The following is a 21,385-nucleotide window of genomic DNA, read 5'->3' as shown; positions in this document are numbered from 1 at the left end:
CGGAACGGAAATTAGCGATTAACCACATTATTCTCTAGCCCAATATATATCTAAAAAATGCGATTCCAATTGGTCTACTCACCAAACGGAACCGCATTTTTCTATTTATCACACTAACTAAACTCAATCCACATTAAAATAACGTGCATCCGGATGCGCAAAAACAATCGCCGAAACAGAAGCTTCCGGTTCCATCATATACTCCTCCGTCAAATGCACACCAATATCCTCAGGCTTCAACAAACCGAACAACTTCGACTGGTCCTCCAAATTCGGACAAGCCGGATACCCAAACGAAAAGCGCTGACCCGTATACTTCGCTGCAAACCGCTCAAGCATAGTGAATTCCGTAGCATCCGGGAACCCCCATTGATCGCGAATCTCTTGATGAATCCGTTCAGCAAATCCTTCCGCAAGCTCTAGGGCCGTTGACTGGAATGCATGACTTTCCAAAAACTTACCTTCCGCCTTCAATTGATTGGCGAAATCTCGTACCCCATGTCCAGCCGTTACTTGCATCAAAGCTATATAATCCATTTCACCGCTATCCACTGTCTTCAAAAAGTCTGCCAAACATAAAAACGGCTCTTTGCTTTGCCTTGGAAACGTGAATCGTTCAATCTCCGTTTTGCTGTCTTCCGGACTGTAAATAATGACGTCATTCCCGTCCGCTTGAGCGGGAAAGAATTGATACAAGCCAGATGCCGATAAATTACCCGAACTCAGGAATCCTGTGACCATTTCATGGAGCTCAAGCGCACGCGGCTCTTTATTCTCAAGCATCTTAGCAACATTACCCCGAAGGCCAAGATGATGCCCAATAAGCGTTCGCATATTTACATATGGTGACAAGTGAGAGACCGAATACTCCTTTTGAATCCGACGACGTAAATCTTTTGGAACCCGAACCGCCGCGTCTTCTCGAACCGTTTTTACCGGTCGAACCGCCATTTCTACAGCAGGTGCCGCCGCTCTTTTCGCTTCTTTTATAATATCGTTTTCGACTCGCTTTATTTTTGCCTCTTCTATTTCAATAAGTAATGCTTCTTTTTCATCTTTATTTTGCAGTCGATTGGCCAATTCCAAGCCGTACATCGCATCTTTTGCATACAAAACCGGGCCATCGTACTCTGCAGCAATCTTCGTCTCTGTAAAACGACGTGTCAATGCGGCTCCTCCAACAAGTATCGGTATGTCAATCCCGGCGGCTTTGAAATCCTGCGCAGTCAACACCATTTGTTGTGCCGATTTTACGAGAAGGCCTGATAAACCAATCATATCTGGCTTTTCCTTGCGAATCACATCAATTAATGTACCGGGCGTCACTTTGATGCCGACATCAATGACTGTAAACCCATTATTCCCCAAAATGATTTCGACCAAGTTCTTCCCAATATCATGGACATCGCCTTTAACCGTCGCAAGAACAATTTTCCCTTTGCCATGATCCCCGGAATCCTTATCCATGAACTGTTCCAAATACGTAACCGACGCCTTCATAACTTCCGCACTTTGAAGCACTTCCGCTACGATCAGTTGATTCGTATTGAAGAGTCTTCCCACTTCTGCCATCCCCGTCATTAACGGTCCATTGATGATATCCAGCGGAGCGTCGTACATTTCCCTTGCCGCTTCCAAGTCGGGAATCAATCCTTCTTTCGTTCCTTCAACTACATAATAACTGAGACGTTCCGGAACTGTTTTCGGAATATCGTCTTCCGTCTTTTCTTTTTTCTTTCCGCGGTAGAAATTTGTAAAGTCAGCAAGTGTTTGATCCGTTGTCGTAAACAGCAGTTCATTCGCCATCTTAATTTCCGCTTCTGGAATGGAAGCATAGCGTTCCAATTTCTCCGTATTTACGATGGCGTAGTCCAATCCTGCTAACGTACAATGGTACAAATACACAGCGTTCAACACTTCACGACCAACAGGAGGCAACCCGAAGGAAACGTTACTAACACCCAAAATCGTTAACGCGCGAGGCATTTTTTCTTTAATTAATCGAATGCCCTCGATTGTTTCAACTGCTGATCCAATGTACTGCGCATCTCCTGTTCCAACCGGAAAAACGAGCGGATCAAATATGATATCTTCAGGCTCAATTCCCCATTTATTAACAAGTAAGTCATACGAACGCTGCGCTACTTCTAATTTACGTTCACGAGTTACGGCCATTCCTGGTTCATCGATTGTTCCAACGACAACAGCTGCGCCGTATTTCTTCACTAATGGAAGAACAGCGTCAAAGCGTTCTTCACCGTCTTCTAAATTGATGGAGTTGATGATCACTTTACCTTGAGAATATTTTAAAGCTTCCTCAATGACCTTTTCATCGGTCGAATCAATCACTAGAGGTACTTTTACTTTCTTCACAACTTCTTTCATAAATCGTGTAATGTCCTCAAGTTCATCTCGGTCCGGATTCGCAAGACAAATATCAATGACATGCGCCCCACCTCTTACTTGTGCACGAGCGATTTCAGATGCTTCTTCAAATTTCCCATCAACAATCAGTTGCTTGAATTTTCTTGAGCCAATGACGTTTGTTCGTTCGCCAATAAGTAAAGGACGCATCGATTCATCATACAGAAGAGGTTCAATACCCGATATCGCATGGCCGTGCAGTTCCACAGGAATTTGTCTCGGCTTTTTACCTCGTACCACTTCTCGAATCGCCTCAATATGTGCTGGCGTTGTTCCGCAACAGCCCCCTACGATATTCAGCCATCCTTTATCCGCAAAACCTTCGAGCTTTTTCGATAAGGATTCTGGAGATTCATGGTAATGTCCTTCTTCATCCGGCAATCCAGCATTTGGATAACAACTGACGAATCCACTTGATAGATCTGACAATGAACGAAGGTGATCGGTCATGAATTCAGGTCCAGTTGCGCAGTTTAGGCCGACTGAAAGTGGTTTAATATGTTCAATCGATATGTAAAAAGATTCAATCCTTTGTCCCGCGAGCGTTGTTCCCATTGGTTCAATCGTTCCAGAAATCATGACAGGCAATTCAATACCCGTCTCTTCAAATGCTTGTTTAATACCCAGTGTACCAGCTTTCACGTTCAACATATCCTGACTTGTTTCCATAAGAAGGATGTCGCAACCGCCGTCAATCAAAGCTTTTGCTTGAATATAGAAGTCATTTGTCAGTCCGTCAAAAGTGGCACCACCGGTAACGGATAATGTTTTCGTTGTCGGTCCCATTGCCCCTGCGACAAATCTTGGCCACTCCGCTGTGGAAAATTCAACTGCACATTTTTTCGCAAGCTCAGCAGCCTTAAAGTTAATATCATAAGCCTGATCACCAAGATCGTAATCATCGAGTACAATCGGTGTTCCACCAAATGTATTCGTACAGATGATATCCGCGCCAGCCTCAAGGTATTCACGGTGAATCCGCTCAAGGACATCGGGTCTCATAATGTTTAAATACTCGTTGCACCCATCGTATTCCTCTCCACCAAAATCATCCTCAGACAAATCCGCTGCCTGAATCATCGTACCCATCGCACCATCCATAACTAAAATTCGCTCTTTTAATTGTTGTTCGATTAAATGCTTCACCATTGACTATTCCACTCCTATTCTAAAAAAACAAAAAAGCCTTCCAATTAGAAGAAGGCTCTTGAAAATACATAAAGTATGCTTCTCCTTATCTGTGGAATCTAAATAGATTCGCTGGAGTTAGCACCTGACCAAAAGGCTGGTTGCTGAAGCGTCGTAGGGCCAGTCCCTCGGCTTCTCTTGATAAGAATATTTATTCAATTGTTTTGATAATTAAGAATAGCATATCTGTAAAACAACTATCTGTCAATGACTTTCTATATAAAAAGAGGTACATGTGTGACAAACAATCAAACATACTTCACCCAAAGCCCATACTAGTCATGTTCAAACTTTTCCGCATTCATAATCATTGCATTATCTGAATAATGTCATGCACACGCACTCGAATTTTTTGAATCTTTTTCCTTGTTCAATCGTATATTTAATATGGAACGAACGGTGAAGGATGGGAATGACTGACTATAGTAGCAAGGTAAATGAAGAGCTAAGATGAGCTTGGGTTTATAGATGAAATAATTTGATGGCGAATGGAGGTGGCTTGTATGGAATTTACTCGACACGAAGACGTACATGAATTTGCAAGGATTGCAGAACCAATTCTATCCGAAAAGGAAGATCTATACAGTCTTTTTTTCGGAGTGCTCCAAGCAATCAAAACAGGAAAGTATGAGCATCCATTCATGGCAACAATTATGGAGAAAGGGGAGGTGCTCGCTTTATTACAAATGACACCCCCGCATCCATTAAATCTTATATTTACCGACGAAAGCCGTTTAGAAGAAAGTGTCGACCTGTTAATAAAAAAACTGCTTGATCTTGAAATTGAAATCAGTTCAGTTGTTAGTTTGAAAGAATGGGCAAATTTATTCGCAGAAAAATGGGCCATGAAAACAGACTTAACGTCATTTTTAGTGATGGATCAAGGATTGTATCGACTGGACAAAGTAAACGAAACGTTGGAACCAAGTCTAGGAACATGGCGTTTTGCAAATAGAAAAGATGGCTTGATGATTGAGAAGTGGTTCAACTTATTTGAAGAAGATTCAGGGCTCTCCATTTCCCCAATGGAAGATGTCAAAAAGCGGGTTGCTTCATTTATTGACGAACAAGAAATTTTTTTATGGGAGCTTGACGGAAAAGTTGTTTCAATGATGAAGAAGTCACGTCCAACAAAGTATGGTGTAACTGTATCCCTCGTTTTTACACCGCGGGAAGAGAGAAAAAAAGGCTATGGTCGGACGTTGGTTGCTGCTGGAACAAAAGAACTTCTTAATGACTATCAATTTTGTGTCCTGTATACGGATTTGATGAATGCCACTTCGAATAAAATTTATATGGAAATTGGCTATAAACGATTGGCAGATTCCGTTCAGCTTGGGTTTGAAAGATTTGAAAAATGACGTTAGTGAAATTCCATCCCTTTCTCTATTTATTAGAGATGGGGATTTTCTTTCAACAACGTCATAAATTGTACAACCAATTTCATGAGATTATTCTTAGTTATTTGTTAATAGTACCTCTGGCTACTTCCTTTTTTCGCTATTTCATGGGCTAGACGAATTGTTGAAACGGCTAACTCCGCATACGTCACTTCTTTATCGGGGTTAAAAATTTTTTTATCCGCCGTGAATAATCCCAAAGAATTTGCCAAAGCGACATGACCCGTATATTCTTTTTGAACTTGATCCCAGTCCTTGAAGTCAAGCTTATAAATACCACTCTGTTTGGCTGCCAGCTCAAGCCCTAAAGCACGTATATGCCAAACGGCCATTTCTTCTTTCGTAATCGGAGAATCGACGGAAAAGATTTTATCGCTTGGTAAGATGATGCCCATTTCAACGGCTTGTTCCACCATTTGATATAAGGGGTGTTTAGGATCTATATTCTCGAAAGTTTGACTCTTGTTTTCACTCGAATCATAGAACCTGCCGTCATAAAAATAAGTTAGCGCATTCATAAGGGTTTTAAGTGCCTCTTCTTTTGTTACGGCGGCATCTCCATCAAAATTATCTATATCTTTAACCTCTAAAATTCTGGCACCGATGAGGTAATTGAGCTCCTCCTTTGCCCAAGGATGTGAAACCTCGGGTAAATCGCTCACATCATACAAGCTGCTCCATTTTCCCGAAGTGGCGTCTAAAGAGCTAAACGATTTTCCGTTAAATAAAGGCAAATAGACTAAATCGTAATGATGATTGTTTTTTTGCTCTTGTTTCATATAATTCAATTTAAGACTTAGTGCCTCTTTAAAGATCCCATTGGCCTTTTCCTTAGTAATGGCTGATTCAATTGATGGCCATTCCTTCACTTCTTGATAAATTACACTAAGACTGTTTAATGAACCATTGGCGGCTACGCTTACGTTAATTTGATCATCCATCACAATAACGCCATTCAAAATTCTTGGGAAATTAAAATAATAAGTTCCAGGTCTTTCCTCATAATAAGATTCTGCAATAGGATTGGCGTATTCGTGAAGGTAAGATGGAACCCATTTCAATAAATAGTTCTTAGCTTTGGCAAGTGCCTCCTGCTCAGTAATTTTGTTGGCCTTTTCAGTTTTTGCTCCGGCCTGCTCCAACATTTGAGCTGCTACATCGTAAAATTGTATAATCTCACCAGTCTGTTTATTTATTTCTAAATTTGACCCATGACCCCCGTTTTCACCTTGATACATATACTGGACACTAAAAACTTCCTGTCCACCATAATTTGTGTATTCCCCAATAGATTGAACACTTAATTTCCAAGTGTCGGGATAAATATCAAGAGCTTGTTCAGTAATTTTTTTTGCTTCTTCCTTAGTAATTCCGTTGTATTTTGGTGGAATCGGATTGGCAGAAATCTTCTCCAATTTTGTGTTTTTTGGTAACTTATCTACATAGTCTTTCGCCGTTAACCACTTACCCGAATGCGCATGCACCCCGCGTAAATTAGATGTTGGTTGGTAAACGAGCTGAACACTGCGATTATTTGTTTGGTTTGTTTGATAATCATTCTTTATTTGATAGTGCAATTCAACTGTAAGATTTTCTTTTACTTTTTTAAGAACTTTATTTTCATCTATAACTTGTTTTACATCGTCAAAAGTGGACGAGTTCTTATTCATGGGGTTTCTATACAGCCCCACGATTTCACCGTTGCCAAGCACACTTACCTCAATTCTTTGATCCGCAAGTGGCACCTTATTTTCCGTGCGGGCAAATGAAAACGAGTAACGAATTGGATCCGTTAACAGTTGTCTCGAGTAATAGTTCAACGAGTCTGATTCAAATTGGTACTTCTCTCCATCTTTAAATTTTTTAAGTAAAGCAATCGCTATCTTTTTGGCCTCTTCCTTTGAAACTTTTGCTGGAAATAAAGCCTCGGACACATTAGATGGTTGGTAATGGAATTGTTCAATTTCAAGGTCTTCGCCAACAAATCCCACAGACCCATATATTCGTTTTCCATTCACCAACTTAGTAAAGGAGAGTTCATAGCGTAACGTCTCATCTTCAGGATAATAAAGCCCGCTGCCCATTTGAAAATCACTCGACTTTAAATAGTCAAATTGATTGGGAAACAAGGAACGAAACTTTTTTATTAAATCGTCTTTTGTGAAATTTGTTTCTGTAGTAGCGATTTGAACACGAGGCTTTTGGGACAATTCATTCATTGACTGAGAAGCGTTTGCGGTCGATAAACACATTCCAAATGATAAAGCGGAACAAGTCAGCAAGATTCCAATTTTTCTTAAATTAGATATCATATTCACCCCTAATTAGTAGTATATCCATTGAATAGTGTTGCTTATTAACGAGTATCCCTTTTTACGCCCTCCTCTTGTTTCCACTATAAACATCCATTTTCGAATAAATCCGTCTTCCAATAATTTACCCGCGGATAGTTTACTTTATGATTGTCATGGTGTGGACATACCTAATTTTTTGTTTCCTGCACAGGTACGTCCAATAGTTTAAATCTTGTTATTGAATCGCACGAAAGTGTTATACTAACAACGACATTATTTCAATACTCATTTTGTTACATAGGTACCATTTCGTATTCATTAACAACTACTAGGAGGAAAGTAAAGTGAGAAATTCTGACATGCGAACCGAAGAAGACTTCTTAGGTAAAAAGGAAGTTCCAAATACTTGTTACTACGGCATTCAAACGTTACGAGCAGTTGAAAACTTCCCCATTACCGGTTACCGAATCAATTCAGAATTAATAAAAGCGATGGCGATTGTGAAGAAAGCAGCGGCGAACGCAAATTTTGAAACCAACCGACTTCCATTCAATTTACAACAAGCAATTGTGCAAGCGTCAGATGAAATAATGGAAGGGCTTTGGCATGACCAATTTATTGTGGACCCTATTCAGGGTGGCGCAGGTACTTCTATCAATATGAACGCGAATGAAGTGATTGCGAATCGAGCACTTGAAATACTTGGCAAAGAAAAAGGGGATTACGCCTTTTTAAGCCCGAACAATCATGTCAATATGGCTCAATCCACAAACGACGCATTTCCGACCGCAATACATATCGCAACACTTTCATTGTCCGCAAAACTGCTCACGACGATGGAGAAAATGTATGACGCTTTTAAAATAAAATCAATTGAATTCGACCATATTATTAAAATGGGACGCACACATTTGCAAGATGCTGTTCCCATTCGGTTGGGACAAGAATTCGATGCTTACAGCCGAGTAATCAGACGGGATATCAATCGTATTTCCCAGTCGCGGCAGCATCTTTACACGGTGAATATGGGAGCTACCGCTGTAGGTACTGGATTGAATGCAGATCCAAGCTATATTTTAAACGTCGTAGACCAACTGGCTAAAATCAGCAACTTTCCACTGATTGCCGCCGAAAGCTTAGTTGACGCCACACAAAACACGGACGTCTATACAGAAGTTTCCGCGTCTTTGAAAGTATGTATGATGAACATGTCCAAAATTTCAAATGACATTCGGCTCATGGCATCTGGGCCACGAACAGGTTTGAATGAACTGAACCTGCCAATGAGACAACCGGGCTCATCCATTATGCCCGGAAAAGTAAATCCCGTAATGGCTGAACTGATCAATCAAATCGCATTCCAAGTCATTGGCAATGATCATACAATCTGCCTTGCTTCAGAAGCCGGCCAATTTGAACTAAACGTAATGGAACCCGTTCTTGTTTTCAATCTTTTACAATCGATCAGCATCATGAACAACGGATTCCAAGTATTCACAGATTACTGTGTGTCCGGGATTACTGCAAACGAAGAAATAATGAAGCACTATGTAGACACAAGTGTCGGAACAATTACGGCAATCAATCCACATATCGGCTACGAGCTGGCTACCAAAATTGCCCGTGAAGCCATTCTTACCGGAAAATCCGTCTATGAGCTATGTTCTCACTACGAAGTCCTTACAGAAGAAGAATTAAGCATTATTCTAAATCCCTATGAAATGACAAAACCCGGAATCTCCGGGGCATCCTTAATAGAGAAAAAGAAAAAAGACCTTTTAAAATAAAGAATTTGTTTCCTTGCACTCGGTATTACTTTGCTTGCACTCAACACTGATTTGCTTGCACTCAAAGCGATTTTGCTTGCACCCCACGCGATTTGCTTGCAAATGAGGACTTTAAACCCAAGCTACTCAAGTGCTTTTCACAATCCTATAGTGCTCCAACAGCATAATACAAATGCGATTCCACTTTGGAATCGCATTTGTCTCGCTTGCACTCCACGTGATTTGCTACCAAGTCATGACTTCCACTCAACAAAGAGTTTTCCAAAATTCTAGAGCATTTCAGCAGCCATTACCTACTTAATAAAATAAGACTGTGACCAAATAATTTATGATACGTCTAAATGATGAATAACAAAATGCAAGGAAGGGTGAGTTACTTGCCACATACAAAGGAGGAAATTACGAATTGGTATCATCTTTATAGTGATTCAATATTTAAGTTTATCATGATGATGACTAACGATTATCATCAAGCGGAAGATTTGACTCATGATACTTTTATTAAAGCTTATAAAAACCATCATTCTTTTCAAAAAAAATCGCAGCCCAAAACTTGGCTATTCAGTATTGCACATAATAACACCGTAGACTATATCCGAAAACAAAAACCTATAAAGATTTTCCGAGAAGTACTCCAAACGCTGAAGGATTCCGCACCTTTACCGGAAGATGTTTTAGAAATCAGAGAAAGTTCAATTGAGTTGTATAAAGCATTAAGTAGGCTAAAATCCACCTACCGCGAGGTCATTATTCTCAGGAAAATAAATGAGTTTAGTACAAGGGAAACTAGTGAAATTTTAAATTGGTCGGAAGGAAAGGTTAAAACAACACTTTATCGAGCAATTCCCGCTTTAGAAAAGGAACTGTTAAAGGAGGGGTTTTTAAATGAAAAACAAATCTAAGGATATATCTTACTTCGATGAACCACTAAAACAATTGGATAAAGATGTTATTTGGGATAAGAAGAGAAAAAACAAACTTCATAATAAAATTGTATTTACAATGGATAATGATCGTTCCAAAAACAAAACTAAATTATTCGCAGGCTTTAAATATGCTTTAAATATCGGAGTAATGGTTATTTTATTGTTCTTCGGCTACAACTTCATATCTAACAGCATAACTCAACAAAGTGGAGACAATTTAACGGGCAACGATGGTAATCAAACAATTGATACTCCAATCATCGATGATGAAAACCAAGTGAATTCAGAAGATGTGGTTGAAAATAAAGAAACGAACATAGAGATTCAAACAGGCCCTTCCGAAACAGTAATTAGGATTGTAGAAGGCAGTGACTTGGAAGTTAAAGTTATTAATTATCAAATACAACCCTATGGTATCGCTTATCTATTAGACGAAGCATTCGCTGTTACTGAAGTGAGCAACAACCAAATAACGTATTCAACTCAATATGATGATTATAAGATAACATTAGAAATGATAGAACACACAAATCTTGAAAAAGCTGTTACGAACCTGCAAGAAATCTTTGAAACAGAAAATTATGAAGAAATGTTTGAATTGGAAAGTACGTCGGTTGAAGAAAACGGTTTGACCGGAAAAATCCAATTCTATGGTCACAATCCAGTGAAAGGATTTATTGCTTATGAGATCGGTGAACACGCACTAGCTATTACTTTTCAATATCCCATAGAAGGTGCAGATGCAATGTACCCACTTTTAGAAACCTTACGAAAGTCGATTAAAGTACACTAATTATTTAATCATTCCTTAGTAAGGTTTTCATTTACAAATGAGCTTTCGCGACAAGTTCTGTAATAAACATTCACAACGTAAAATCTAGTACCGATATTGTTAAAACGCTGTTTAGAAAGCTAACATAAAAAAACAGGTGAAGAAAAATGTTAATGAGTTCTCTTTAAAGGTGCAAAACGTTAAAAAACATATGAATAGTGGACCGAATCCGCTATGGGAAAAGGCAAGGCGAGTAAATCTTTTATTGTCCGGTCTGTATTTTCCCTTCCAAACACCCAGCTTGTCACAAAACCAAAGATGATGATTCCTCCTACCGCAATTGTTGAACGTTTTTGAAACCCACCAAAGTAAACGTTACTTAAAACGCTATTGCAATATTAACAACAGCGTTCTTTGTCGGATTATTAACTGCAATGCTCTATTTTAAAACTGTCTCGGCTGGGGTAAATGCTTCCCATTGATTATATTTCGTTGTGATTGATGAAATAAACCAATACTCTTTAAATGGCTCTAAATTCTTTTCCACGATTATTATCTTCTGCCCACCACCAAAATCTCCATCCGATGCCCATAAATCGTATTTTACGGTATATCGCATTTTGGATTCGCTTAGCTTTTCTACTTTGGTAAAACGAAAGTTACTAACCGAAGGGCTTGACTGACCTGTTATCCAGTGAGTTTCCTCAAATTTACTCCTTGATTGTTTTCGAAGCAAAGGGGACAACATCGCATATTGAACAGCACCACTTCGATTATTTACGCCTAATATCCACAATTCAACAGCTTGTTTTGGTTCGGTTACCATCAAACCAGTCGTAAAAGACATTAACTCGCTTTCTAAAGGAGTAAGTTGTTTGCCTTTAATAATTTCTCCATCAAAGGAAGGAGGAGGATCGTTCGTTTTTGCATTTACTGTTCCGTAATACAACCCACAAATTAGTATACTAAATAAAGCCAATAGAAGAGGTTTACTTTTATCCAATTTCATCACCCTAAATTATATTTGGGCTTAGTATATCCAGTTCAGTTACAGTCATACCTTGTTCAATTAACCTGCCTCTTAATTGTCCAAGAAACGTGAATAGCTTCATGAGATCCAATGTAATGTTCCACAATCGCGGTCCATAGATTACGATATAGACGCATTTGCTTATAAAACAATCGCACCCATTTGCGAATCAATATAACTGGCTCTTGAACGAACCTAGATTAATCCTGAGCATCATTTTACGTTATATACAACATCAGCATTTTTAATTGGTTTTACTGTATCCAGGTAATGTGTCTCTCCCAACCAGTATCTCCGCTGATACTTATTAAGTCTTTCTAGATAATTCCCAATATACATATCACGATTTAAAACTCTTTCGTGTCTCAATTCACATGGACAGTCTAAAAAAACAACAAAATCGTAAAACCTTCTCCATTCTTGTCTTTGTAGAAATATGCCTTCAATAAGAATAATGCTATCAGGTGCTACTGTAATATGTTTAGTTGAAATAGAATCCTTATATTTGTCATAAAATTGAAGAGTTATAGGGTTGGAACAATTATGTAGTGATTTAAATAAATCACCTTTCAGTTCCTTAACATTCCATTGTAGATAATAATATTCATACCATTCTTCGTGTCCTGTTAGGTATCGTTTATTTCTTTCAACAATATGGTCATCAAGATGAAAAGAAACTACCTTGCAGTTATTATTAATTAATTCTTTTGCAATTTTTTTTGTTAATGTCGTTTTTCCAGCCCCACTTAATCCATCTATACCGACTATCAAAGGACGCTGTTCATTGGAATGTATTGAAAGCTGAAATAATACCTTTTCCGTGACCTCATTAACCGCCATTTAATTCAGCTCCTATATTCTTGTTGAAAAAACTAACTCAAATAACTAATTTTATTGTCAGCATCTTCAACAAATTGGCCCTATTGTTGAACGGTTGCAAATCCTTATTCCAGAATTGCACCCGATTACGGTGAACTGCTTTTATTTTTTTTTTGTTGGGTAGAAGTAATAGCCTTTATTAATTCATCTGGCCGTCTAGTTCCAATCACAACGGTTTTATTTCTTAAATTTAATTCAATCCCTTGGTTACCACTCATGTTATAAACGATTTCTCCTTTGATGTTAAAACGGATTCCCCAGCCTCCAAATCGTTTGAGTGGACTGTAAATAATGCTTTCACAATGTTGTATGTCTTTGAATAGATATTTCTTATATTGAAAATGAAAAGGTATAAAACGGATATATAGACCACCTTCTCGAACTTCAATAATCAATTTCATTATCCCAAGAAATAATACAGGAAAGATAACTCCAAAAAGTAGCCACAAAACAATCATTACACCATTAGGGGCTGGTTTGTCTCCAAAAGGAGTATCAAGAATAATTTGTTGAATGAATCCATACCACATCATTATGGCAATCCCTATTACCAGTATCCAAATCCAAATTTGCCGAGGACGTTGCACTTCACGATAAACAACATGCTCTTTTTTTCCCATTCGACCCACACCCTTTTCTAACACCATTTTCACAATTTGGTCCGCTTGAGGAGCAGCTACTACTCCAGAAGTGCACCCGATTGCAGTATATTTTAACCAGTTCAACTGCATTAAATATATGTATTGAAAATAAACTGTTCTCCTATCTTGCCTATTTTTCTTTTGCCAGTGTCACTGAATCCAACCCTTTTATATAAATTTTGCGCTGGTATATTTTTATGATTAACAGCTAATATAATTTCATCATATTCAGAAAATTCTTGATTAACAAATTGTTTTATTAAATTCATTGCCCCTTTAGCAAGTCCTTTTCCCTGTTTAGAATTATCTATTGATAGTGCAGTTAACAATAATGCCCTTGGATTGTCTGTAAACTCCTTCACCCTATCAGTTGATTGTAACAAGAAAAATCCAACCGGTTCATCATTACTTAAAATTACAATTGGGTACTGATCATCAGTTAACTTCTCAAGTATGACAGCTGAAAAAGAAGTATATTGTGCCTTTTCAGTAGGTAGCTCGAATTCCTTTAATGCTTTTAAAAACTCTGGCTTATATTTTCCTACTTTTACCGTCTCACTTAAAATGCTCACAAAAACAGCTCCTAGTATCTATATTATTGTGTTTCGTGGTTAAGCTAATCTTTTACGATTTGGCCCGTTTCAGGCACAATTCTTCTAATACAACTGCACTCTTTAGTGGAAGAAGGTGAATAAAAAAGTACGCTACTCTTTTACCTTTCTGATAGGGAAATAGTAGATTATTAGTATTAGACCGAGAAAGAGCGTTGAGAATTGGAGGAAAACAGATGGATACATATGCCAAGCATCTGTATAGTATCCCACTGCCATTGGCGAAGTGCCGCTATTATTTAGCACAAGAGTTTGTATGGCACTTCGATTATTTTGACTGAAAGTGTCACTTTCTACCTGTCCTTTTTCGTCTATTGTGTGTATTGTATATTTTATTGTCTCCATGGGAGGTGAACTTATAATGTTTACTCCATTTTCATTTGTAATCTCATCTTTTGTATTTCTCAATATTACATACAATTTTCTTTCTTCTTCTTGTTTATCGATTATGCCTATAAACGAGATGTTTCCGTGATATTTCCCTATCCCTTCATCTTTCACTCTTATTGGGTAATTTTCTAAAGTGGCAAGTCTCTTGCCGTTTACCTTAATAGTTAGATTTGCAATAGCTATATCATAATTCCAACGGTCAGTATAATTTCCTTCATCGATAATTGTTTCTTCAATTTCCACATTGTGATTCAAAACGGCAAATTTCTGTCCAGGAGGAGGGTAGTTATGAGCAATAACTTCAATATCATAGCGATTATGCATTTGTTTTGTATGGAAGTCCTCCATAATAGTTTTGATACTCATTGGAAGAGCACTAAAAAACAAAATTAATCCCAATGCAAACAAAACAATTCTTTTTTTCATCAATTTCCCCTCCTTAATTAGACAAGGATTTATAATCTTCGATATCTTTTCTTCAACTAACTGGCTTAATTCAGGCACAGTGCATCTTCCAAAACTGCACCCATCTGTGGCACACTTATACGTTTTTTTCTTGTATCTACTCCTGAAAGACATCTTAATTCAGTATACAATTTATTTTTTTCCTACTTTTAATAATATAGCTCTAGAAATAAATTGAACTATTAATATTCCGATTAAGATAATAATGTCAATAAATATAATAGCGAAATTCATACAAAACAGATTAATTAGGGATGCGAAACTTAATTCAGAACTCTAAAACGTCATTAATTTCTCTAACTTTTCTGAACTAGCTTTCACTATTTCAAAAAGTTGTTTTTCTGTTTCAGAAGGTTTTTTATCCTGATTTAGAATATGCTGGCTGTATGCATTATATAATTCTTTAAGTTCTGAGTTTACTTCTGAAAGCATCCTAATATTTATTTTGTCCTCATTAGTTATGTTAATATACCCTGTTAATTTTTTAATGTAATCAGCCATCCCGAATTGACTGGATATAAGACTGTTAGGCTTGTCCTTAACAAAGTGTTTTGTTGATAGTGTCCCGAGATAAATACTATCACTATACTGATTGATTAAAGTAATGTTCTCCTTATAATTGTCGTTTTCCAGCATTTGATTTAATACATTACTATATTCAAAAATATAATTAAAATAAACATGTAATTGATTCTCTACAAATGTTTGTTTCTTATGCTTTTCTACATAATTGGTCGTCATTAATAACACATTGCAAAATAAGCTGGCTATTAACAAAAGTAGTAGGAACTTTTTATTTTTTTTCATATAGATGCCCCCTTACTATCTAGCATTTCAATTGTACTAACTAACGCGAATGGGTCTTGTAAAGAATGAATCCTATTAGGTGACAATTTTAATGGTTTCATCGTTACGAGTTTGGGTATGTGTCCTTGTAACCGTCAAGTAAAATCGAACAGTTTTTGATAAATAACACTCAACAGTTTTCGTCAATTAAGACCCAACACTTTGCTCCGTGAAGAGCGCTTTTCTGTATTTCATACGAATGCTATTTTGATCTTCACTAAAGGTTAAAATTTCACTTCGGTGAAGAAGACGATCTAAAATTGCAGTTGTCAATGTTGGATCGCCCAAAAATTTTCCCCATTCACCCGGACCTTTATTTGACGTTAAAATGAAAGCTGCTTGATCATAAAGTTCGTAAATGAACTGAAAGAATAGGTGTGCTTCCTGCGGCTCGTAAGCCATATACATGACATCATCAATGATGATTAAATCGGATTTTACAATCCTCTTATATCTTGCTTTCGATTTAGCCACGTATTCTCTTGTCTTTAAAACGTAAATCAGACGATCCATCGAGATAAAGGATACTTGATATCCTTGCTCAATCGCATGAACACCAAGTGCTGTCGAGAGATGGGTCTTGCCGACGCCTGTCGGCCCCATCATGATAAGCGTGAAATATTCCTCTACCCACGTTAATTCTTTTAATACATTTAGTTGTTTCACACCAATTGCTGTTTGCTCTTCTAAACGGAAATCTTCAAGTTTAAGTAGCTCGGGGAATTCTGCCCACTTCATTAGTTTATCAGTGTTTTTTGTTTCACGATAATTCACTTCATAGCTTAGAAACTCATGTATAAACTCGTGGTAAGTCCAGCCCTTAGCTTCTGCCTCTCGTAAAAGATTAGGCAATTCTTTAGCGGACTCTGCGAGCCGCAGAGTTCTACATTTATCTTGCAAAGGTTCATAAGGATGTTTCATTTAGAATCACCTCCTCGAAGAACCTGAAGATATATATCTTCTTTTCGTTCAGGCGCAATCAGATTTTTATATTTTTCATTGACTATGCTAGTTGCCTTGCTATTATTCTTTTTACTGTGTAGTGCCAACGAAAAAGCGATGTCCCTCAGATCGTTTGCGCTAGTGAGTTTCAAGCGTTTCAGTTCCTGAACAGCGATATCTAGAAATTCGGGATACTGTTGACCAACTAATTGCACGATTTTCAATTGGTCAATCAAATGACGTGGATAACGCACAGCTAGCTGTTCTACAAGCCATTTTGCAGCGTGTGGATCTTGTAATAGGTCTTCGACTTGTTGAATAAGCTTATCTCTTTTAGTTTGGTTTCGCTTCCTATGGGAAGGGTCGGAGATGATATTTCCTTTGCCATTAGCTATTTGATGTTTTGCCAGCACGTGACCATTTTGCTGAAGACGTATACAAATATATTCGTGGTTCTTTTCTACATATGCGATATTCGGTGCGTCTTTACGGTACGTACCGACAGGTACGCTATATCGATTACCTTCAAATCGTATGACGTTGTCTTTGTGGATTTGCCTTGTTATACTGGAAACATAGATATCTTCAAAAATGTAAGCCCCTGAGACCTGTCTGAGGTGTTCCTTTTCCAGAGTGTACACTTCAGTAGGTCTCTTTTTTGTGTTGTGATGTACTTTGTAATTCCCAGTTCGCTTAAGCCATTTCATACTAGACTCTTGCCAATCTAGTAGATTGGCAAAGGTTCGATTCTTAGCGAAGTTATATTTTACATACTTGACGACTTGTTCAATTTTCCCTTTAGATTCTGGATCGGCTTTTCGACATAGATAAATTTTAAATTTCCTCTTTTGATAATAATTTGTAAAGTCCGCGGTTAAAATTAAATCACCCGCATTCTCGCTGACTGCCAGTAAACGATCCTGATCATAAGCAATTTCATCTGTTATTCCACCGTAATAGTTAAAGGCATTCTCATGCATTCGTATTAAATCACTTGTCCTGAAAGGACGATCTAGCCACTCTACATACTTATATCGAGAGCGTGCTAGTACGAATGCAATAAAGTACAGTCGTTTATATTGGCCCTCCGTTGTCAGTTGTCTTGTCTCTCCAAAATCCACTTGGATTTGTTTGCCCATAGGCAACTCAGGAACTACTGCGTAATTTCTCTCGGTACTCATTTTAGGAATACAATGACGTTCTCTAAGCCCATTAACGAAATTCCTAACTGTTCCTTCAGAAACAGAGTCCACATCAAGCTTCTCCTGCAACCAATCAAGCACCTGTGCTCCAGAAAGGTCCGGATGTTCCTTTAACCATTCGAGTATCTGGTCTTTATAGGGATCCAACTTTTTACCTCTCTGTTGTAAAGACAGTATAAACTTTTGGAATTCATCTGGTGACATTCTTCCGTACTCAATGACTCGATTTCTGGAGATTTTTAACTTTTTTGCGATTGAGCTGTTTTTAAATCCTTCAGAGCGCAATCTGTGTATTTCATAATAGACCATCCACTTTTCCACTTCCTATCCCTCACTTTCTATAGACTAGTTTCAGTATATAGAAAGTGAGATTATGAGGGAAAACTGTTGTGTCTTATTTGTTGAAAACTGTTGACTCTAGTTTAACGTTTACAGTCCTTCTTGAAATCCTTTCTACACTTTTAAATTTCTACAAAAAGAATATGAATCTAGCTCGTTTACGTGATCTAGACGCACCCGATAATTGAAACATAATAATATGGATTTTCAATAAAAGTTCTTCAATGTTGGAAGTCTGTTTTGAAAAATGCCCTTTTTATATAGATTGTATAAGTTAAAACAATAATTGACCAAATCAAGTTTCCGATAAATGGCTGTTGAGATTGATTTGATACTAATAAAGAACTTATTAATCCGAAAAGCACTGAATAGATTATCATTAACCAAAAGCCCCATTTTTTTAATCTAATATATCCATAGACCATCAACAATGATATCAAAGCCACTAACACTCTCATTAATCGTTCTGGTACATTCGGTAGTCCAAATCTCTCAGCTATGCCAGTAGAATCAGCATCAGCGTTATAGAAAACAGCAGTAAATAATAAAACAACTGCACCAAAAAGATAAAAATAACTAATCAATGAAACACCTAAAGGTCTTTTCATTATTTCACCTCTCCCAATTACATTGATCTATATTTGGTTATTACTTTCCTACTAAATGGTCCGATTGAAACATAGTCCTTATACAACAACTGCACCCGCTAACTGATAAGTTGGCATCCTCTTTCGTTTTCTATTGGCTCTGGTTATCTGCTAGTTAGCCTTACAAGAATAAAAGAAGTTATTAGAGAAATGAAGCCAAAAGCAAATACTTTTAGCCAAGATACCTCCACATTAAAAGGAGAAAGTTCCTGCATATTTAAAGTGTAAAAGGACCACCATTCATCTGTTGCTGACAGAAAGGTAGAAGCAAACAACCAAACAGCAAATATCATAATAGCATTTACAGTAACAAGAATTTTATCTTTCATACTTCTCTCCTCAATCCAAATAGAATCCTTACCCAATTATTCGGCCATGTTACTGAAAAGGGTGCAAATCCTTGTTAAAGAATTGCACCCTTTAGTTGAAGATTAAATACTTTTCATTTATTTTTGATACCAATAATAACACGTGATAGTAAAAATTGGCTGCAATACATCCGTAAAGTGAATATGAAATAATTCCCCGCCAATCTATATTTTCAGTAAGTAAAATAGGGAAAATAAAACCAACGAATGCACCAATTGACGAATATAAACCTAATCCGACAAAATATCTTGTCCATCTTGAATTACTTTTCGTTTTCCCAATTAGCTTATCAATCAGGACTGAAAGTGGTATTCCTGCAAGGAAATAAACAGGTCCAGCATATATAACTACAAAAAAGGATGTTTCTAAAAACCCAAAATAATAGACATTAGGTTCTCGTTGAACACTAGGTGTATAGGAAACCCAAGCAAGTAGGGTTGCAAATAAAACAATGGAAAGGACTGCTATTAAAAATCTCTTCATCATTTCGCTTCTCATAATCAGTATTTCACTCCCCATAAATTAAAAAAATCATTCTTTAAAATACTGAACTAAAAAATGGCCCGTTAATTGAAGAAAGTTTAAAGTAACTTATTTCCTCCATAAACATACTAGTATTATGCAGTTATTATTTGTGACCATGCTGATTCCCTTTAAAATGGATTTTCAGTATAAAAAATATATAGATAAGCCAAATAATAATATACATTGAATACAGTGCCACCTGAACACTCTTAGGGCTCCAAACAAACACAGCTTCCCATGAATAACCATTTAGTAAAAGGCTTGGAATTAAATAGATAAAGTAACTTAATCCCAACATTAATACTAAAGACAAAGTCAGTTTAAGAATACTTTTTATACCATTAAATTTATAATACAATTGCTTTCTATTTATCTTAATTAAGATCCTTATGATAAAAATTAAAATAACTAGCATAAAGATGCTTAAAACAAGTATGATACCAACTGCCAACTTATCTATATATTGGTTTGAATCTTCTATGTCATTACTAACAACATCTCCATGTAATATTCCATTAATCTCCACTCCTATATTTTGAACTTGATTTGAACTTAAATTACCTAACACAGCAACTCCAATTTTTTCTTTGTTACTGAATGTTATATAAGTTGAATAGTTTGGATTCATTCCATCATGAGTGACCTGTTCATTTGGTTCAAGGAACCAGCCGCCAGCATAGAATACTTCATTACCTACTGCATCAACAGCACGATTAGCCTTATGAGTCTTTATAATGACTTCTTTTTCAAAATCAACTTCATTCATCGTACCCATTTGAATTTTAAGCCATTTTGCCATATCCTCCCCGCTAGATATAATATATCCTGCTGGTTTGTTTCCCCTATATATCGGTGCTTCATATCGTTGTGGTTTTAAAAACCCCATTTTATATCCATTTGTCATTTGATTGTTTATTTCTTCATTTCGGAATAGGTACGTATTATTTAATTCCATTGGTTTTAAAATAGTTTCTTCCATATAGTTTTCATATGTCTCACCCGTTACCTGTTCAATAATTAATCCTAGGACATCATAATTTATTGTCGCATATTGAAACATCTTACCTGGTTCACTATCTAGTTCTATTCCAATTAAGGTTCTTACTGTTTCTTCCAGCGCACTATCTTCATTAGAAACGGGAATCATATTTATAGTAGAGTCGGGGATTCCAGTTGTTTGATGTAACGTTTGCTCAATCGTTATTGGTATTTCTTTTCCATTATATTTTACTTTTAGCCAAGGTATATATGTAGTTACATTATCGTTAAGCTCTATTTGTCCACTTTCTACTAAACTAAAAATAGCTAATGCAGTAAAAGCTTTACTATTAGATGCTAATTCAAATAAAGACTGGGAAGTGATTGGTTTTTCTTCATCTAGAATTGAATATCCAAACCCTTTTTGATAAACAGTTTTATCATCTTTCACTATCGTTATAGATAATCCTGGAATCTTTCCCTTACTCATTTTTTCCGTTATGACTTTTTCTATTTGCTTTTCTTCCGCTTCAGTTAAATCATTTATTTCTTGTGCCTTTACTACTCCATTTTCCATTACGGGAATCATTAGCATTGTTACTGTAATAAACAATAATGTTATTTTTATTATCACATTTTTCATTTATTCCCCTTCTCTCACATCATCTGTTATATGTTTTATTCTTCCCAAAAAACTTCCTCCCTATTTATAATCTGGCCCTTTTTCAGG

Annotated in this window: 18 protein-coding genes and 1 riboswitch; of the genes, 4 read left to right on the top strand and 14 right to left on the bottom strand. The window is 37.0% G+C overall.

The features are described 5' to 3' along the window. Positions 1–123: 123 nt before the first annotated feature. Positions 124–3,573, bottom strand: coding sequence for a methionine synthase (metH, locus tag ACP8HH_RS05750; protein ID WP_438317108.1), 3,450 nt, complete (start codon positions 3,571–3,573; stop codon positions 124–126). Positions 3,574–3,655: 82 nt separating this feature from the next. Further along, positions 3,656–3,760: riboswitch (SAM riboswitch) on the bottom strand. A gap of 355 nt (positions 3,761–4,115) precedes the next feature. On the opposite strand from metH, the gene ACP8HH_RS05745 reads away from it, so the two are divergent. Beyond that, complete coding sequence (locus ACP8HH_RS05745; protein WP_438317105.1) at positions 4,116–4,973, top strand: GNAT family N-acetyltransferase; 858 nt, start codon at positions 4,116–4,118, stop codon at positions 4,971–4,973. A gap of 107 nt (positions 4,974–5,080) precedes the next feature. Here ACP8HH_RS05745 and ACP8HH_RS05740 read toward each other — a convergent pair whose 3' ends face one another. Continuing rightward, positions 5,081–7,231 (bottom strand): PepSY1/2 domain-containing protein, encoded by a 2,151-nt coding sequence (locus ACP8HH_RS05740; RefSeq protein ID WP_438317102.1) that lies wholly within the window; start codon positions 7,229–7,231, stop codon positions 5,081–5,083. A gap of 434 nt (positions 7,232–7,665) precedes the next feature. Here ACP8HH_RS05740 and aspA point away from each other — a divergent pair, with 434 nt between their 5' ends. The 3 genes from aspA to ACP8HH_RS05725 all read left to right on the top strand — a co-directional run bounded on the left by aspA (position 7,666) and on the right by ACP8HH_RS05725 (position 10,812). After that, positions 7,666–9,093, top strand: a complete 1,428-nt coding sequence (gene aspA, locus ACP8HH_RS05735) for an aspartate ammonia-lyase (RefSeq protein WP_438319047.1) — start codon at positions 7,666–7,668, stop codon at positions 9,091–9,093. A 341-nt stretch (positions 9,094–9,434) separates the two neighbouring features. Further along, positions 9,435–9,995 carry an RNA polymerase sigma factor gene (locus ACP8HH_RS05730; RefSeq protein ID WP_438317099.1) on the top strand — a complete coding sequence of 187 codons (561 nt, stop codon included), beginning with the start codon at positions 9,435–9,437 and terminating at the stop codon, positions 9,993–9,995. After that, entirely contained in the window at positions 9,979–10,812 is an 834-nt protein-coding gene (locus ACP8HH_RS05725; protein WP_438317096.1) for a hypothetical protein, read from the top strand. Before ACP8HH_RS05730 ends, ACP8HH_RS05725 begins: the two co-directional genes overlap by 17 nt. 418 nt (positions 10,813–11,230) lie before the next feature. Here the strand turns inward: ACP8HH_RS05725 and ACP8HH_RS05720 are convergent, their stop codons facing one another. The 12 genes from ACP8HH_RS05720 to ACP8HH_RS05665 form a co-directional block, all read right to left on the bottom strand. Next, positions 11,231–11,794, bottom strand: a complete 564-nt coding sequence (locus tag ACP8HH_RS05720) for a hypothetical protein (protein ID WP_438317093.1) — start codon at positions 11,792–11,794, stop codon at positions 11,231–11,233. A gap of 240 nt (positions 11,795–12,034) precedes the next feature. Then, positions 12,035–12,661 carry a kinase gene (locus ACP8HH_RS05715; RefSeq protein WP_438317090.1) on the bottom strand — a complete coding sequence of 209 codons (627 nt, stop codon included), beginning with the start codon at positions 12,659–12,661 and terminating at the stop codon, positions 12,035–12,037. A 125-nt stretch (positions 12,662–12,786) separates the two neighbouring features. Beyond that, positions 12,787–13,320, bottom strand: coding sequence for a DUF6141 family protein (locus tag ACP8HH_RS05710; RefSeq protein WP_438317088.1), 534 nt, complete (start codon positions 13,318–13,320; stop codon positions 12,787–12,789). 110 nt (positions 13,321–13,430) lie between these two features. Continuing rightward, the gene (locus ACP8HH_RS05705; protein ID WP_438317085.1) at positions 13,431–13,913 is read right to left on the bottom strand and encodes a GNAT family N-acetyltransferase; all 483 of its coding nucleotides are present in this window, start codon (positions 13,911–13,913) and stop codon (positions 13,431–13,433) included. A 132-nt stretch (positions 13,914–14,045) separates the two neighbouring features. Next, positions 14,046–14,768 (bottom strand): hypothetical protein, encoded by a 723-nt coding sequence (locus tag ACP8HH_RS05700; protein WP_438317082.1) that lies wholly within the window; start codon positions 14,766–14,768, stop codon positions 14,046–14,048. A 315-nt stretch (positions 14,769–15,083) separates the two neighbouring features. After that, complete coding sequence (locus tag ACP8HH_RS05695) at positions 15,084–15,614, bottom strand: hypothetical protein (protein WP_438317079.1); 531 nt, start codon at positions 15,612–15,614, stop codon at positions 15,084–15,086. A 186-nt stretch (positions 15,615–15,800) separates the two neighbouring features. Continuing rightward, entirely contained in the window at positions 15,801–16,574 is a 774-nt protein-coding gene (gene istB / locus ACP8HH_RS05690; RefSeq protein WP_438311382.1) for an IS21-like element helper ATPase IstB, read from the bottom strand. Beyond that, positions 16,571–18,118, bottom strand: a complete 1,548-nt coding sequence (gene istA / locus ACP8HH_RS05685; RefSeq protein ID WP_438311380.1) for an IS21 family transposase — start codon at positions 18,116–18,118, stop codon at positions 16,571–16,573. The genes istB and istA overlap by 4 nt, the downstream gene beginning before the upstream one ends. 239 nt (positions 18,119–18,357) lie before the next feature. Next, positions 18,358–18,744, bottom strand: a complete 387-nt coding sequence (locus tag ACP8HH_RS05680) for a hypothetical protein (RefSeq protein WP_438317077.1) — start codon at positions 18,742–18,744, stop codon at positions 18,358–18,360. 143 nt (positions 18,745–18,887) lie between these two features. Beyond that, positions 18,888–19,112 carry a hypothetical protein gene (locus ACP8HH_RS05675; protein ID WP_438317074.1) on the bottom strand — a complete coding sequence of 75 codons (225 nt, stop codon included), beginning with the start codon at positions 19,110–19,112 and terminating at the stop codon, positions 18,888–18,890. A 91-nt stretch (positions 19,113–19,203) separates the two neighbouring features. Beyond that, positions 19,204–19,638 carry a hypothetical protein gene (locus tag ACP8HH_RS05670; protein WP_438317071.1) on the bottom strand — a complete coding sequence of 145 codons (435 nt, stop codon included), beginning with the start codon at positions 19,636–19,638 and terminating at the stop codon, positions 19,204–19,206. A gap of 142 nt (positions 19,639–19,780) precedes the next feature. Next, positions 19,781–21,298 carry a serine hydrolase domain-containing protein gene (locus ACP8HH_RS05665; protein WP_438317068.1) on the bottom strand — a complete coding sequence of 506 codons (1,518 nt, stop codon included), beginning with the start codon at positions 21,296–21,298 and terminating at the stop codon, positions 19,781–19,783. Between the last annotated feature and the right edge of the window lie 87 nt (positions 21,299–21,385).

The organism is Sporosarcina sp. FA9 (genome assembly GCF_051550205.1).
Classification (GTDB): domain Bacteria; phylum Bacillota; class Bacilli; order Bacillales_A; family Planococcaceae; genus Sporosarcina.
The sequence above is the reverse complement of the archived record's forward strand: the minus strand, read 5'-3'. Positions and strand labels throughout refer to the sequence as shown.